Origin of the sequence: Pelagicoccus sp. SDUM812002, assembly GCF_031127835.1 — a bacterium.
GTDB lineage: Bacteria > Verrucomicrobiota > Verrucomicrobiia > Opitutales > Opitutaceae > Pelagicoccus.
This window is the reverse complement of the sequence record NZ_JARXHX010000015.1, coordinates 37,206-51,848: the sequence shown is the minus strand read 5'-3', so window position 1 is coordinate 51,848 and position 14,643 is coordinate 37,206. Positions and strand designations below refer to the sequence as shown.

The following is a 14,643-nucleotide window of genomic DNA, read 5'->3' as shown; positions in this document are numbered from 1 at the left end:
GTTTACGCAAATGTGCAGAGCGTGTACATGGACTTTGCCATAGCTCTTGGAATTGGAGTGATCCTCGATTTCGTGTTTGGAGATCCGAGAGGGATGCCACACCTCGTTCGTCTGGTGGGGGCTCTTGCCGTGAAGGGTGAGCAGTTCCTGGTTCGTTCGCTCGGACGCTCGATATTTGCGGGGGCGATACTGTGGCTTGGAATCACGGCTATCTGCACGGGCGGCTATTTGCTGCTGTCTTGGGGCGCGGAGATGGTAGGCCACTGGCTGAAGCTGCTGATCGATGGTCTGTTACTTTTTCAATGCATAGCCTACCGCGATTTGGTAAAGCATGTCGTGGCAGTAAAGCTCGGATTGGATCGTAGCCTCGCGGAGGGACGCCAGCGGGTCTCTTGGATTGTGGGGCGTGATACGGAACGCATGGAGGAGGAGGATGTTTGTAGAGCTGCCATCGAAAGCGGCGCCGAAAACCTAAACGACGCAGTGATCGCCCCGCTTTTTTGGTTCGCCTTGTTCGGTCCCATGGGAGCTTTGGTATTTCGAGTTTCCAACACCATGGACGCCATGGTTGGCCATCGAACGGAGCGATTTGAGAAGCTTGGAAAGGTGTCAGCCCGGATAGACGATGTCTTGAACGTCATCCCCGCCCGCCTGTGTTGCATGCTCGTCCTCAAGTTGGGCGAAGCGAGGCGTTGGCGGCGTTTGAAGTCTGACGCGACCCTTCACCCTAGCTTCAATGCGGGCTGGCCAGAGGCTGCTATGGCGAAGCGACTCGGCGTGGTGATTGGTGGCCGCATGTACGAAAAAGGGGAGCTCGTGCAGACGGCCGAAATGAATCGAGGAGCGCGGCAACCGATCCGGAAAGACGTCGTAAGGGCGACGCGTATCATGGGGATTGCATACGCTAAATGCTTGGCTCTCGTTCTCGCAGGATGGGCCTTCGCCTCTATGCTTTAAACTAATTACTAAATAGTAATTGATTAGGCTTGCTTATGTTTTTTGCATCCGGCTTAAGGGGATCGTTCTTTAAACATTGAATCGATTCGTCGACAGGAAACGCCGTTAGAACCGGCGACAGTCGCGCTACGGTAACAAGTCACAAGTCCCTGCAAGATTCTGGTAAGGTTTTGCGCTTCGCTTTTGCGGAGTAGGACGAGGTTTCTTCTTGAATCACAAGGGGATGCAAACTTGGAGTCCGACCACTGCCTACGAATCCTACCCGTCCCTGCAGTTGACTGCGGAGGCACACTAACTTGTCGCTAGAGCAAGAGGGTAAACGCGAATACTTCGCTTGGCAGTCGGCTAAAGGATGATCGATCTCGATTGAGAATTACATCCGTATCCCTCCGCCCTGTTCGATGTGAAGCGCCTTTTTCTAGCGGCGTTTCTCACATCGAATAATGAATCAAATATCTGAATACAAAACAAATACCGCCAGTGGACTTCTTGTCGCTGGTCTAAGCTTTGCTTGCTTGGCTGTTCCTGCGCGATCTCAGGAAAATGGCAGCGACGCTTTTTTCGAGCTCGATGCGATTTCGATTTCGGCGAATCGCATTGAAATTCCGGTCCAGCAAGTGGGGAGCACCGTAGACGTGCTCGATGCTTACGAATTGCAGAATGGTCAGGATATTTTCCTCGTCGACGCCCTCCGAGAAATTCCAGGACTGGTGTTACGAAACAATGGCGGCCCTGGGGGAACCTTTGGCATTACGACTCGAGGTCTGAGCTCCAATCGCCCAACGGTACTGCTCAATGGAATCGAAGTGAGCAATCCTTCGAACGGGCAGATTATGAATCTAGGGAATCTCTTCACGAACTCAGCCTCCAAGGTCGAGGTGCTTCGTGGGCCCCAGAGTTCCTTGTATGGAGCCGACGCCTTGGCAGGTGTAATCTCAGTCGATACGCTCGGCCCGGGAACCTCCAATGGTGGACGCGCTCTTTTCGGTTACGGTTCTTACGATACGCTGGACTACGGTCTTGGGCATTCCGGATCCAATGGCGCATTTAGCTGGCAGGTTGACGGCCTTGTCCACGAATCGGAAGGTTTCTCCTCCCAATCGCCCGAGTACGGCGAGGCTTGGGCGGACGACGACGCCTATGACAACACGACGCTCAACGGAGCGGTGAAGTACCAATTGAACGATAGCGTCAGCCTTCACGGCTCAGCGATATATATTGATACGTTTTCGGAGTTCGATCCCGGCGACCCTGCATGGATCTGGGGTGTTCCGAGCAGTGAAAACTATGCGACCACGGAACAGCTTTTCGTACGCACGGGCAGCGACTTTCAGCTCAGCGAGAAATGGGACAGTTCGGTTAATATAGCGTATTCGGATGTGGATACACTCTCTCAAACCGAAAGCGGTCCTTATTACGCAAGCGGAAAACGCTACAAGTACGACTGGATCAACACCGTCGAAGCGAACGAGAGATGGACCATGGTCGCGGGACTGGAATACGAAGAGGAAAAAAACCTCAGCGACGTGGGAAACCGAAACGATACCTCCCTGTTCGTCGAAAACGTAATCGAATATAGCGATGCCCTAGATGTCACGATCGGGGCACGTTACGACGACAATAGCGCATACGGAGAAGAAACGACCTACCGAGCGACCTTCAGTTATCGTATTGAAGATATGGATGCGCGCATCCGTGGATCCTACGGTTCTTCCTTTCAAGCTCCTTCTTTCTACGAACTCTTTAACGCCACCTATGGAAATCCTTCCCTAAAAGCGGAGTCCGGAAAAGGTTGGGACCTAGGCATTGAAAAGACCTTGGTGAACGGAAAGCTTCTCTTTAGCTCGACTGCTTTCGGCAACAACGTAAAAGACAAGATCGCTTGGGACGGTGTTTACAGGAACCTGAACGAGTACGAGTCGATCGGTCTGGAAAACGCGGTACGTTACCAATTGAGCGATTCGCTTCGTCTCAAAGCGGCCTACACCTACAGTGACGCAGAAGAGGATAACAGCGCGGAAGCCCTCCGGGTGCCAAGAAGCGTGGCTTCGATAGGCGGTAACTGGTCAGGTATGGATGGCAAGCTAGGCTTGAATCTCGATGCCTTGTTCATCTCCAGCCAATACGGCGACAGCAGCTCGCGCTCTGCCGGTACGAAGCTCGAAGGCTACGAAGTCGTAAACGTTGCCGCCACTTATCAAGTAAGTGATTTGAGCACGATCTGGGTCCGTTTCGGAAATGTATTAGATAGCGAATACGAAGAAATATCCGGCTACCAAACCGCCGGAGCGAATGTGCACGCAGGTGTGCGAATGAACTTCTAGTTTTTCTGTGCGGGGGGCGTGCGTGTTCATTAGGTCGTGCTCATGACTGATGGATGGGTACGCTCCCTTCTACTTGCTCATTCTATGAAAGCCTTATATTTCTTCATCCTCTCCTTTGCGTGCGCGGCCCTCACCGCTTCGGAGCTTCGTTATGCCCAAAATTTTTTCATCGCAGACTCAGAGACTCACCGGGAAATCACAGTTCGAAACACGTGGGTCGGCGCGGGCGATCACGAACAAGTCTACGCTTTGGTCCCGCGAGGAGAGGACGTTCCTGATCTGCCGAAGGGTGCGGTCGTCGTACGCACTCCGGTCAAGCGACTCGCAATCATGTCGACTGTATTCCTAGGACCGATACGCGACTTGGACCTGTACGACTCTTTGATTGGGATCGCGTATATCGATTACGCAAACGATCCGCGAGCCCACGAGTTGGTAGAGTCCGGTGCGGCGAAACCGATCCAATCCGGTACTGGCATGGATGTGGAGTCGATGTTGATGCTACAACCAGACCTCATCCTCACGAGCACGACCGGAAATCCGACGTTTGACGTGCACCCACAAATGGTCAGGGCTGGCCTGCCGGTGGCTGTGACCGCTGCTTACATGGAGCAACATCCGCTTGCCCGTACGGAATGGATCAAGTTTGTGGCCGCGTTCTACGGAAAAGACGAGGAGGCGGAAGAGATCTTTGACGGAATAGCGAAACGGTACGAATCCCTCGTGGCTACTGCTAAGAATGTTAAGCACCGCCCGAGCGTTTTTTCCAGCGCTCCTTACTCAGGCGTTTGGCATGTTCCGGGAGGAATGAGCTATTCAGCCACTGCTTTTCGTCACGCGGGAGCGGACTACCTTTGGTCGGACACCGAGTCGACGGGTGGCATCCCTCTCGATACAGAGGTGGTCTTGCAACGGGCAGGAGAAGCGGACTTTTGGCTGAACCCCAGCCACTACGCTTCGATTCGTGCTCTGCTCGCAGCGGATAATCGTTTTGCCGCATTCGAGGCCTTGCAGAAGGGACGCGTTTACAACAACACGGTTCGGGTGAATGCAAATGGTGGAAACGATATTTTCGAACGAGGCGTTTCCCACCCAGATGAAGTGTTAGCGGACCTGATCAAGGTTTTTCACCCCGAACTTTTGCCTGATCATGAGTTCGTATTCTACGAGAAACTGAAGTGATGCCAGGTAGCGACACTTCCAGTTCACGCAATGCGTTGCTTTTTTCGATCTTGGGCGTCGGAGTACTGGCCTTGGCAGTAGCCAATGTATGCCTCGGTTCGGCTACCATCTCCCTGGGGGACGTCTGGGCGGCTTTGGTAGATGGAGAGAGTGGTTCGTCCGTCACGCGTCAAATCGTGGTCGACTTTCGCCTGCCTCGGGCGATGACGGCACTGCTGGCTGGCTCTGCTTTGGCTGTATCCGGATTGCTGATGCAGACGATCTTCAGAAATCCCTTGGCGGATCCTTTCGTGCTCGGCGTTAACTCTGGAGCAAGCTTGGGGGTGGCGATCGTTCTCTTGGTGCTTGCTCCTGCGGGAGTCAGTCTTACGCAAGGTCTAGAGCTCAGCGGCCACCTCTTGGTAGTGCTTGCAGCTACCGGCGGAGCGGCGGTGGTGTTGGGAATTGTATTGTCCTTTGCTCAGAGGGTTGACGTGATGTCATTGCTGATTCTGGGGCTGATGCTTAGCTACGCGGTGGGCGCGGTCGTGAGCGTGCTCATGTTCTATAGTATGGCGGAGCGCCTGCAGTCGTTCTTCGCGTGGTCTTACGGGACATTTGGAAATGTGGCGTGGAGCCATATGCGCGTTTTCGGAGCCTGTATCGGCGCCGGTGCCGCCGCATCTTTGTTCCTCTGCAAGCCGCTTGATGCGATGTTGATGGGAGAGCGCTTCGCGGAGTCATTGGGAACGAAGGTGAAGTCGGTCAGGATTCTTTCGCTAGGGCTTGCTTCCTTGATGGCGGGTACGGTCACCGGATTTTGCGGGCCGATTGGATTTCTCGGAATCGCTGCTCCGCACCTGTGTCGCTACTTGTTCAAGACGTCTCAGCACAAGGTGCTCATCCCCGCGTCCCTTCTCGGCGGAGCGGGTATCGCTTTGGCGGCGGATCTTGTTGCCAAGGCTCCGGGGTTCGATGGAGCCTTGCCGCTGAATGCGGTTACGGCACTGGTGGGCGCTCCGGTGATAATAGTTGCGCTCATTCGGCAGCGGAACCTCAGGAAGGCCTTCGGATGAGCGTGCCCTTGGAAGCGATCGGGCTAAGCGTAGGCTATGAGGTCAAAGGTCAGGCCGCTCGGCATGTCGCAAGCGACCTATCCGTTCAGCTCAAGGCCGGAGAATTTGTCTGCTTGCTGGGTCCGAATGGAGTCGGGAAATCGACCTTGATACGTACCTTGTCGGGAATGCAAAAGCCCCTCGCAGGGCGTATACGCATTTCGGATACGGAAATCGAGCAAATGAGCCCGAAGGAAAAGGCGAGGGCAGTGAGCGTGGTGCTGACCGATAGTCTGCCTCAGGGAATGTTTGATGCCTATTCGGTGGTGGCTTTGGGACGGCATCCTCATACGAGTTGGACGGGCAGCCTTGGAGACAAGGATCGAGCGCGTATCGAATGGGCCTTGAAAGCGGTCGGCGCGACTGAGCTCGCCTATCGGCAGGTTTCGGAATTGAGCGATGGCGAACGCCAAAAAGTAGTGATCGCTCGCGCTCTGACCCAGGAGACGAACTTGATCCTGCTCGACGAACCGACGGCATTCCTTGACCTGCCACGCCGAGTGGAGCTCATGCGAACCCTGCGCGACCTGGCTCGGGTAGAGGGACTAAGCATTTTGTTGTCCACCCACGACCTCGATCTCGCCTTGCGAAGCGCGGATAAGCTTTGGCTGCTCGACGGCGCCGGAAAGCTGACTACCGGCATGCCGGAGGAGTTAGCTCTGGACGGCTGTATCGCGAGCACCTTTACCTCGAACGAAGTTGACTGGGATTCCGAACAAGGAGCCTTCCGCATGCACAATCACACTTGCGCCACTGTCTCGCTCGAAGGGAACGGGGCGGCCGCGGTTTGGACGAGACGAGCTTTGACGCGGATCGGCTACGAAGTCGTTGATAATGCAGATGCCTCCAAATTGCGGATACGTATTGTAGAAACAGATGGAGATTTAAACTGGGACCTCGAGACGAACGGTGAGGTGAGTCGGAAGCCGACATTGCAATCGCTCGTTCGGCATCTGCTCGGCCAGGAGCACATAGGTTTGTCTGAAAGATTATGAAAATTGGCGAGTACTACGATGCAGTGAATGTCTTCCGTGCGGAGAAGATTGTCTACGCCCTCTTCTTGAAGCCACATCGAGTCCTGTCGACTTGCCGCTTGAATGGCGGTTTGAGGGAAGATTTAGACTACCTGTACAATCATCAGTCGTGCGAACCGCGAGCCCATACGGGAACGGATCTTTGCCAAGTGGCAGTAAAGGAGCCCGAGCGCTACCAGAAGCGGATCGCGAGCAAGGCCGGAATTGACTTCGCGAAGAGCGCTTCGCTCGGCACCGCTGCGAACGTCAACAACGCGGCCTTCGCTGTCGAGAAGTACATGGGACTGGAAGTGGTAGCGATAACGACGGCGGGTGTGGGTGGAAACGGAGGCCGTGCCGGCGACCCCGCCTCCTACTACGCTTCTGAACAGGGCACTGTTATCTTTGATCGTCCGCCTCCGCAGGCGGGCACCATCAACACGATGCTGCTAATAAATCAGGAGCTGAGTAACGGCGCTTTGGTCGCGGCAAGCACGATGATGACCGAAGCGAAGTCCAGCGTATTGCAGGAGCTGATGGCGCCGTCTCGCTATTCGGAAGGGATTGCGACCGGCACTGGAACTGACCAGATCGGCATCGCCTGTCTGATGGGTACGAGTATCCAACATACGGATGCGAACAAACACTCGAAGTTGGGAGAGTTGATTGGATTAGCGGTGAGGCGTTCGCTTTTTGACGCGCTCAACCTGCAGTCAGGATTGACGCCGGATTCGCGTCGCTCGAGCGTAGCTCAACTGCAACGCTTTGGTGAAACGCAGGACTCTTTTATCCGTTCCATCAAAGAGCAGTTGGAAGCGGATGCAAGAGCTCTTTTCGAAGCCAACTTCCTGTCCGCGAATCACGATCCAGTCACCGTAGCAGCGGTACAAGCCCTCGTGCATGTACGCGACCAATTTGTTTGGGGTGTATCGCCGCTTACTTGTATTCACGAAATCATGATTTCGCACGCGGCTTTGATTGCTTCTGCCGTGGGCGGGCGCGAGATTGGTCGTGAGGAAATGCAGGAGCGTTTAAGAGATTACGTAACGAGTTTGGAATCGGCTTCGCTGTTGGAGCTTATCCATCGAAGCTTTGCGATCGGTTATACCATGAAGTGGAGCGGACGTTTCGAGGATTGAAGCGCGACTCAAAAAATTGGAGAACAAGACTATGCCAAAAGGAAATATTTCAACACGTTCGGGCGATAAGGGAACCACGGGAGTGGGAGGTGGAGGGCGCGTCGATAAGGACGATGCCCGAATCGAAGCGCTCGGCGATCTCGACGAGACGAACAGCGTGATAGGCGTTTTGCGCAGTGTATTGCCGCCCGAGCATGATTGGGAGTCAGGACTGCAGCGTATCCAAACCGAAATGATGAATTTAATGGGACACGTCGCTACGCCCTCTACCTCAGAACGGCAGCCAAACATCCCATTACCCGACGAGTCCTCGCTTTGGATGGAAGGGTGGATGCGAGAGATCGAGGAAACGCTAGCCGACGCGACGGAGTATTTTCTGCTACCGGGAGGCAACGCGATCTCCGCTCAATGTCACATGGTCCGCACGGTATCCCGCAGAGCGGAACGGCGTTTGGTAACGCTTAACAAGATCGATCCGGTTGCTCCGAGCATCCTCAAGTTCGTGAATCGTTTGTCTGACCTAGCCTTCAAGCTGGCCCGACAGGAAACGCACCGGAAGGGCCTGACCGAAGATCGCTGGCGTCTGTTTAAGCCGGAGCGATGAAGGCCGTTTCAATTCTGGGCACCTCTTCCAACGCGGGGAAAAGTTGGGTGGCGACGGCGCTTTGCGCTTGGCTGCGTCAACGAGGGGTGAAGGTCGCTCCTTTCAAAGCCCAGAATATGGCGAATAACGCATTCGCTACCTTGACCGGTGGCGAAATTGGTGTGGCTCAAGCGGTGCAGGCCGAGGCGTGTGGGCTGACCCCGCGGGTGGAGATGAACCCGATTTTGCTGAAGCCGAATGGGCGGGACGGGGCTCAAATCGTACGCTTGGGTGTAGCGGGCGAAACCTCGACCGCCCGTGATTACTACCGGACGATCGAGGAAAATTGGGCAACCGTCCGTGACACCTTGGATGGATGGAAATCGGAATGCGACGTGCTAGTGTTGGAAGGAGCAGGTAGTCCCGTCGAGCTGAACCTGATGGATCGCGACATCGTCAACTTGAGACCGGTCGAGTACCTTGACGGGAGATGGCTACTTGTATCCAATATCGAATACGGCGGAGTTTTCGCTCAAATCTTCGGAACTTGGAGCTTGTTGCCAGAGCCAATGCAGCCGCGAGGGCTGGGCGTGGCCGTTAATCGGTTTCGGGGTGATTTAAGTTTGTTCAAGGGAGCGAAGGCTGAGATCAATTCAAGAATCGAGCTTCCGTACCTGGGAGTTTTGCCATTCGACTCGAGATGGGCGATCGACGATGAGGACAGCTTAAACGCCTGCTCCGAACGACCTCGTGGTGACGTTCCTCATATCGCTTGGATTAAGTATCCACGAATCTCGAACAGCCAAGACCAGTTTCCTTGGAAAAACGACGAAGGTGTGCAATGCGTTTGGACTGAGTCCGCAGCGATCGTGCGTGGAGCTGCTGCGGTCGTATTGCCAGGCAGCAAGAATACGCTCGAGGATCTGAAGTGGCTGAAGGAACACGGGCTAGCTGAAGCGGTGAAGGGCCTTGCTAAGGCCGGCGGAGCGGTGGTGGGGATCTGCGGGGGGAAGCAAATGCTTGGGAATAAATTGTTAGATCCAGCGACCGGTGAAAGTGCGGTGGGGCTGGGTTTGTTGCCGATTCGGACGGAGTTTTGTGAAACGAAGCGAGTCGTGCGGAACGAGGCCAAGTTTAAGGGACGTGTTTGGGAAACGTTCGAGATTCACACCGGTGAGAGCTGGTTGGAAGGAGGTGCCGTTTCGGAAACTCTGCTGCTAACGCGCAAGGCAGGAGAGGGCGAATTTAAGAGGGATGGGATCAGGTGCGGCAAGGTTTGGGGCAGCTATCAGCACGGACTCTTTGATGCTCCGGAATTAAGGCAGCTTCTAGCCGACCAAGCTGGCATTCGCGACGTAAAAATCTGCAAGATGGATTGGAAGGCGAAGCGAGCTTTAGTCTATGATAGGATGGCAGATGCTCTGGATCGGTATTTGGATTTGGATACGGTGAAACGGTATTTGGGTTTGTGATGGTTGTAGGGTCTGGCGCTTGCGCCATGCCGCGGTGCAAACTTGGTTTGGGACTTGCGGCGTGTCGCAAGCGACAGCCCTACATTGGTCTGTTACTACGGTCGCTGTACGCCGCAAAAAAGCCGGATCCATGCTAAACGAGTCCGGCCTTTTTTTGAGGATGAGGGCAACCCTGGGGGTTGTTTTCTTGTATTTGCTATTCGGCTACGATGAGTTCGCGACCTTTGGATTTAAGGTCGTCGAGGCTAATCTCGCCATAATCGACTTTTGCGAGGAGGGCTTTTTGGGCTTCGTAGTCTTTGTTAACGACTCCGGCATGGCTTTGTAGCATACGCCAGGCTTTGCGGCGCTCTATGTTGAAGAGTACCATTTGGCGACTCATCTTCATGGGGATGTGCTTGCCGTTGCCAGCGTCGTACTTGATGTAGACTCCGTAGTCGGGGATGTAAGCCCGGTTCTTTGGGTCGATAAATCTGCGGTATACCACGTCTTGCTGAGTGACGCGTAGGAGAACATCCTCGAGGTGTTCCATGCGCTCAACTTCTTCTTCGCTCGCCTTCTTGATGTGCTGGCGGAAACGGGCTTCGGTGCAGGCCCAATGGGCAATGGTGAAGGAGTAGAGCTCCTTGGTTTCGCTGTACTTGGCCTGCCACCAGTCGCGGTCGGGATTTTTGTTTCCCTTGAGGCTGAGTGCCTCGTGGTAGGATTCGCCGAGTTGCGGATTGAATACGAACTCTGGCAAGCAGCGGCTTTCACGAGCGAAGGTCGCTTGATTAGTAGCCATGTTGTCGGCCACGCCGTGCTCCGGCTGGCAAGTGGTGTAGCACTGGAAGAATGCGGTACCGCGGTACTGCAGTCCTTCGAGCAAGCTGTTGTAGAGCTTGGCAGAATCCGCCATGGAAACTTGGGCTAGGTAGGGAGAGCCGTGTCCGTTGAGGAAGCACTCGGTGATGTTTTTCATCTCGTTGAGCTTTCCTTGGGAAGCGGCACCCGCTTGGTTCATGTCGAAACCTCCGGTCATCGGGCTGTGGTCGGAGTTTTGGCCTCCAGTGTTTGAATACACTTGAGTGTCGAGCATGAGCAACTTCACGTTAGGACGATTTTGTAGGATGACCTTGGATACGTTCTGAAATCCGATGTCCCCCATGCCGCCGTCCCCCCCAACGCACCAGACCTTGGGTAGCTCCTTGATTTCCTGGTCGGTCATCAGGGCGTCGGTGAAGTGGGTGTAGCTGAAGTAGCTGGTGTCGTCGAGCAAGTCGCCATCCATCAGGTGGTCGACCATGCGTTCGGGGACCACGGAGCGACGGGCGTTTTCCGTCATGAAGCTCTCGCCCATCATCCAAGAGATTGTGGCTCCGTCTTGGAAGAGCGAGTTGAGCCAAGGGTAGGGATGTGGGTTGTTGGGCGGGGTCGAGCCGTAGACGGTGTTGCAACCCGTGTGGGCGCCCATGGCCATGACGGACATGCCGTTTGCGAGGCGGCCGTCGATGGACTGGAGGTTTTTGTGGTTGAAGGCTTCTTTCTCGAGCACGAGGCAAAGGGCTTCGATGAGCTCTGTATCCGATATCTCACCACGGGCGGCGAGGCGGACGTTTGTATCTTCATCGGAGTCTCCTCCCAGTCCCATGATGACGTGGGAAACGATACGTCTCCAGGTGGCGTAGGACTGGGCGTCACTTTCAGCGAGAGCTTTGAGTTTAGCTGGTCCCTCGGCTTTGAGCTTGGCAACCTTTGCAAGGAAGCGATCCGCTTTCTTATGGTAAATGGGACGCATGTAGGCCTCGGTCACGGAGGCAAGGGCGTGCAGGACGGGTTTTTCGCCGCAGCCCGCGCAAGCTCCGTCGCCGGAGACGAGGGCGTCGTAGTTGCGATTGACCATCATGTGGTTTCGCCATGCTGCAGGACGCGAGTCTTCCGGAGTTTCGTCGTTGTAGAGGCCGAGGTATTTCTGGCGGGTATCGGGGAGCAGCTTGAGAAAGGCGGTGGCGGAGAGGATCTCGGCGTTGTATTCCTCGGTGTCTTCCACCATACGGAGGGCATCGTGGTCGCCGCACTCTTCCACGCAGAGACCGCAGCCTTTGCAAAGGTCGGATACGAAGATGGAGAAGATGCCGCCCATTCCTTTTTCCTTTCGCTCTAAAGAGTAGAAGACGGCGGGAACCTTGAGGTAGGCGAGCGGCAGGATTTTGAGAATGGCGTCGAGTTCGTCGGCAGCTGCGGCTGAGATCTTTTCTTCCGAGCGCACGAGCTCCATGACGAGATCGCGAACGGATTCGCCTTCCTTCTTTTTGGCGTTGTCCTGCATGCGGCCGCGTATTGCTTGGTCGACATCGGGGATGGCGGCGGCGATGAGCGTGCGTTGCTCGGGGTCGCGGACATAGTTGTCCACAGCCGTGCGAAGAATGGTTTGCAAATCCTGAGCTGTGTTGGGCAGGGCGGTGTCCGGACAAGAGGTGATGCACTCCATGCACTGGGTACAGTTTTCGGCGAAATACTTGGGCGTTTCGCGGCGCGCTCCGTATTTTGAGGAAGTGGCGCCGGTGGCGGAGGCCATAACACCCACGGCGGAAAGCGGCGAGGCTGGCTGGTCGTAGCCGAGGCCGGCCCGGAATTCCTTGTCGAACGCTTTTGTGCGAAACATGGGAGTGCCAACAGGTTGGTCCTCTTGAGGAGCGCATCCGCAGGCGCCGCCGCAATCGCTGTTGGGCAAGAGCATTTCGCCGCGCATGGCTGAGAGGTCGGGAGCGTCGATCGGGCCGTAGGGCACTTCGATGATTTGCGAGCCGCCTTGAGTCATGACTTCCATGTTGGAGTCCACGACCGCTTCGCCGAACTTGCCGAACTTCTTGTTGTATTGGGCTCTAACGACCTCTTTGAAGTGGTCTTCGTCGATGCCGAAGGTCTGCAGGAAGGGCGAGACTTTGAAGAAGGCGCCGAGGAAGGAGTTGCCCTGCATGCGGAGCTGCAGGTCGGGGCGGTTGGTCGCTTTCTTGGCGATGTTGAAACCAGGAAGGGTGTAGATGCGGATCTTCTTATCGATGATCTCTTGGCGATACTTTGCGGGGATGCGTTGCCAGGCTTGCTCGGGCGATTCGGCCGATTCCCAGATGAAGGCGCCGCCTTCCACGAGTCCCTTGATCGGATTGATATGGGTGAAGGCTTTCGGGTCGCAGCAGAGCACCACGTTGACGTGCTTGAGGTCGCAATTGACGCGGACGCGCTCGGGAGCGGCGGTGAGGAAGTATTCGGTGGGAGAGCCTTTCTTTTCCGAGCCGTACTTGGGATTGGCGGATACGTGAACGACCTCCTTGGGGGCTCCGTTTTCGTCGAGCTCCCGGTCGCGTTCCGCAACGAAGGTGCCGAGTTCGCCGATGATTTCGGCGAGGTTCTTGCCGGTGGTGATCATGCCCCAGCCGCCGATGGAGTGGAGGCGAACGGCGATGGCGTCCTCGGGAAGGAGGGATGGCGTTTCGTTGGCGCAAACTGAATACGGGTGGTCGACGCCGAGGTTGAAGAAGGTGACGCCGTCTTCTGCGGTCTTGCCGTCTTGGCGAGCGCGGCCTTCAGCAACGAATTCGTAGGCTCCGATGATGTGCTCTGGACGGAAATCGCGTGAACCGAGGCCGTAGACTCCTGAGTAATTACGAGGGACCTCGCTTTGCTCGATGGTGGGAAGGCCGTCGCGATGAGCGAAGCCCGGATGGATGTAGCTCTTGGTGAGGGCGGCGCGAACTTCGCGCGCGAGTGGGTTGTCGCCGGCGAGGGGTTCGTCGGTGCGTTCTAGGATGATGCAGGCCTTCTTGCCGCGGAGGGCGTCCACGATGGCGGCTTGTGGGAAGGGACGAAGGACGTTGACGTGTACGGAACCCACTTTGACGCCCCGCGTTTTGCGGAGGTAGTCGACGGCAGCTTCTATGTTTTCTGCGGCAGAGCCGAGCGAGACGAAGGTCACTTCGGCGTCGTCGTTGCGGTATTCGGATACGAGGCTGTAGTGACGGCCGGTGAGGGTGCCGAACTCGTTGTAGGCGTCCTCGATAAAGCTGAGGATAGGCTCCACGAAATTGTTCCGGCGAGCCACCACGCCGTTCATGTAGTGCTCTTGGTTTTGCACGGGACCGATGAGAGCGGGGTCGGCGAGGTCGATGACCTTGGGAATGCGACGACGAGTTGGTCCGAACAACTCCTTTTGGGCTTCGGTAGGGCATTCTACGATGTCGTCCGGCGAACCGAGAAATTCGCGCAGGAGTTCCGATTCGTGCTTGAGGAACGTGCGTTCGAGGTGGGAGGTCAGGAAGCCGTCCTGGATGTTCATGCCCGGGGTGAGGGCCTTCTCGGTGACCTTGCGAAGGATGACGGCTTGGTCGGCAGCTTGTTGGGCGTCCTTGGCGAACATCATGATCCAGCCCGTGTCTAGGGCGGCATAGATGTCGTCGTGGCCGCAGTGGACGTTCAGAGCATGCTTGGTGAGAGCTCGGGCAGCGACTTCCAGGACCATGGTGGAGAGCTTGCCCGGTGCGTGGTAGTATTGCTCGATGCCGTAAACGATTCCCTGTCCGGAGGTAAAGTTGACAGTGCGTTTCCCAGTGACCGATTGGGCGATGGCCCCGCCTTGAGCGGCGTGTTCTCCCTCGGTCTCGATGGCGAGGGTGGGCTGTCCGAAAACATTCAGCTGCCCTTTCGCTCTGGCGAACTCGAACATTTCGCCCATCTCAGTGGACGGGGTGATGGGGTAGAAAACACCGGCTTCCGCGATGCGAGCCTCTGTGTAGAGAGCGACCAGCTGGTTGCCATTGGTAGTGATGCGGACGCCGGGGTATTTCGGTTTCGAAGCGATCATAGTGCGGTTTGTTGGCTTTTGAAATTTGGTTTTCAGAGC

At 55.9% G+C, this 14,643-nt stretch carries 9 protein-coding genes; 8 read left to right on the top strand and 1 reads right to left on the bottom strand.

Annotation, left to right across the window (positions count from 1 at the left end):
• Positions 1–27 precede the first annotated feature (27 nt).
• From cbiB to QEH53_RS18290, 8 genes are all read left to right on the top strand, one after another.
• The gene (gene cbiB, locus QEH53_RS18325; RefSeq protein ID WP_309024669.1) at positions 28–957 is read left to right on the top strand and encodes an adenosylcobinamide-phosphate synthase CbiB; all 930 of its coding nucleotides are present in this window, start codon (positions 28–30) and stop codon (positions 955–957) included.
• 443 nt (positions 958–1,400) lie between these two features.
• Positions 1,401–3,281, top strand: a complete 1,881-nt coding sequence (locus tag QEH53_RS18320) for a TonB-dependent receptor (RefSeq protein ID WP_309024668.1) — start codon at positions 1,401–1,403, stop codon at positions 3,279–3,281.
• Between the two features lie 84 nt (positions 3,282–3,365).
• A complete protein-coding gene (locus QEH53_RS18315) occupies positions 3,366–4,463 on the top strand; it encodes an ABC transporter substrate-binding protein (protein WP_309024667.1) in 1,098 nt (365 codons plus the stop codon).
• On the top strand, positions 4,463–5,518 hold the full coding sequence (locus QEH53_RS18310) for an iron ABC transporter permease (RefSeq protein WP_309024666.1): 1,056 nt from the start codon (positions 4,463–4,465) through the stop codon (positions 5,516–5,518). The genes QEH53_RS18315 and QEH53_RS18310 overlap by 1 nt, the downstream gene beginning before the upstream one ends.
• Positions 5,515–6,552 carry an ABC transporter ATP-binding protein gene (locus QEH53_RS18305; RefSeq protein WP_309024665.1) on the top strand — a complete coding sequence of 346 codons (1,038 nt, stop codon included), beginning with the start codon at positions 5,515–5,517 and terminating at the stop codon, positions 6,550–6,552. The genes QEH53_RS18310 and QEH53_RS18305 overlap by 4 nt, the downstream gene beginning before the upstream one ends.
• Positions 6,549–7,709, top strand: coding sequence for an adenosylcobinamide amidohydrolase (locus QEH53_RS18300; protein WP_309024664.1), 1,161 nt, complete (start codon positions 6,549–6,551; stop codon positions 7,707–7,709). Before QEH53_RS18305 ends, QEH53_RS18300 begins: the two co-directional genes overlap by 4 nt.
• 31 nt (positions 7,710–7,740) lie before the next feature.
• Positions 7,741–8,313, top strand: a complete 573-nt coding sequence (locus tag QEH53_RS18295) for a cob(I)yrinic acid a,c-diamide adenosyltransferase (protein ID WP_309024663.1) — start codon at positions 7,741–7,743, stop codon at positions 8,311–8,313.
• Positions 8,310–9,764, top strand: a complete 1,455-nt coding sequence (locus tag QEH53_RS18290; protein WP_309024662.1) for a cobyric acid synthase — start codon at positions 8,310–8,312, stop codon at positions 9,762–9,764. Before QEH53_RS18295 ends, QEH53_RS18290 begins: the two co-directional genes overlap by 4 nt.
• A gap of 196 nt (positions 9,765–9,960) precedes the next feature.
• Here the strand turns inward: QEH53_RS18290 and QEH53_RS18285 are convergent, their stop codons facing one another.
• A complete protein-coding gene (locus QEH53_RS18285) occupies positions 9,961–14,604 on the bottom strand; it encodes a 2-oxoacid:acceptor oxidoreductase family protein (protein ID WP_309024661.1) in 4,644 nt (1,547 codons plus the stop codon).
• Positions 14,605–14,643 lie beyond the last annotated feature (39 nt).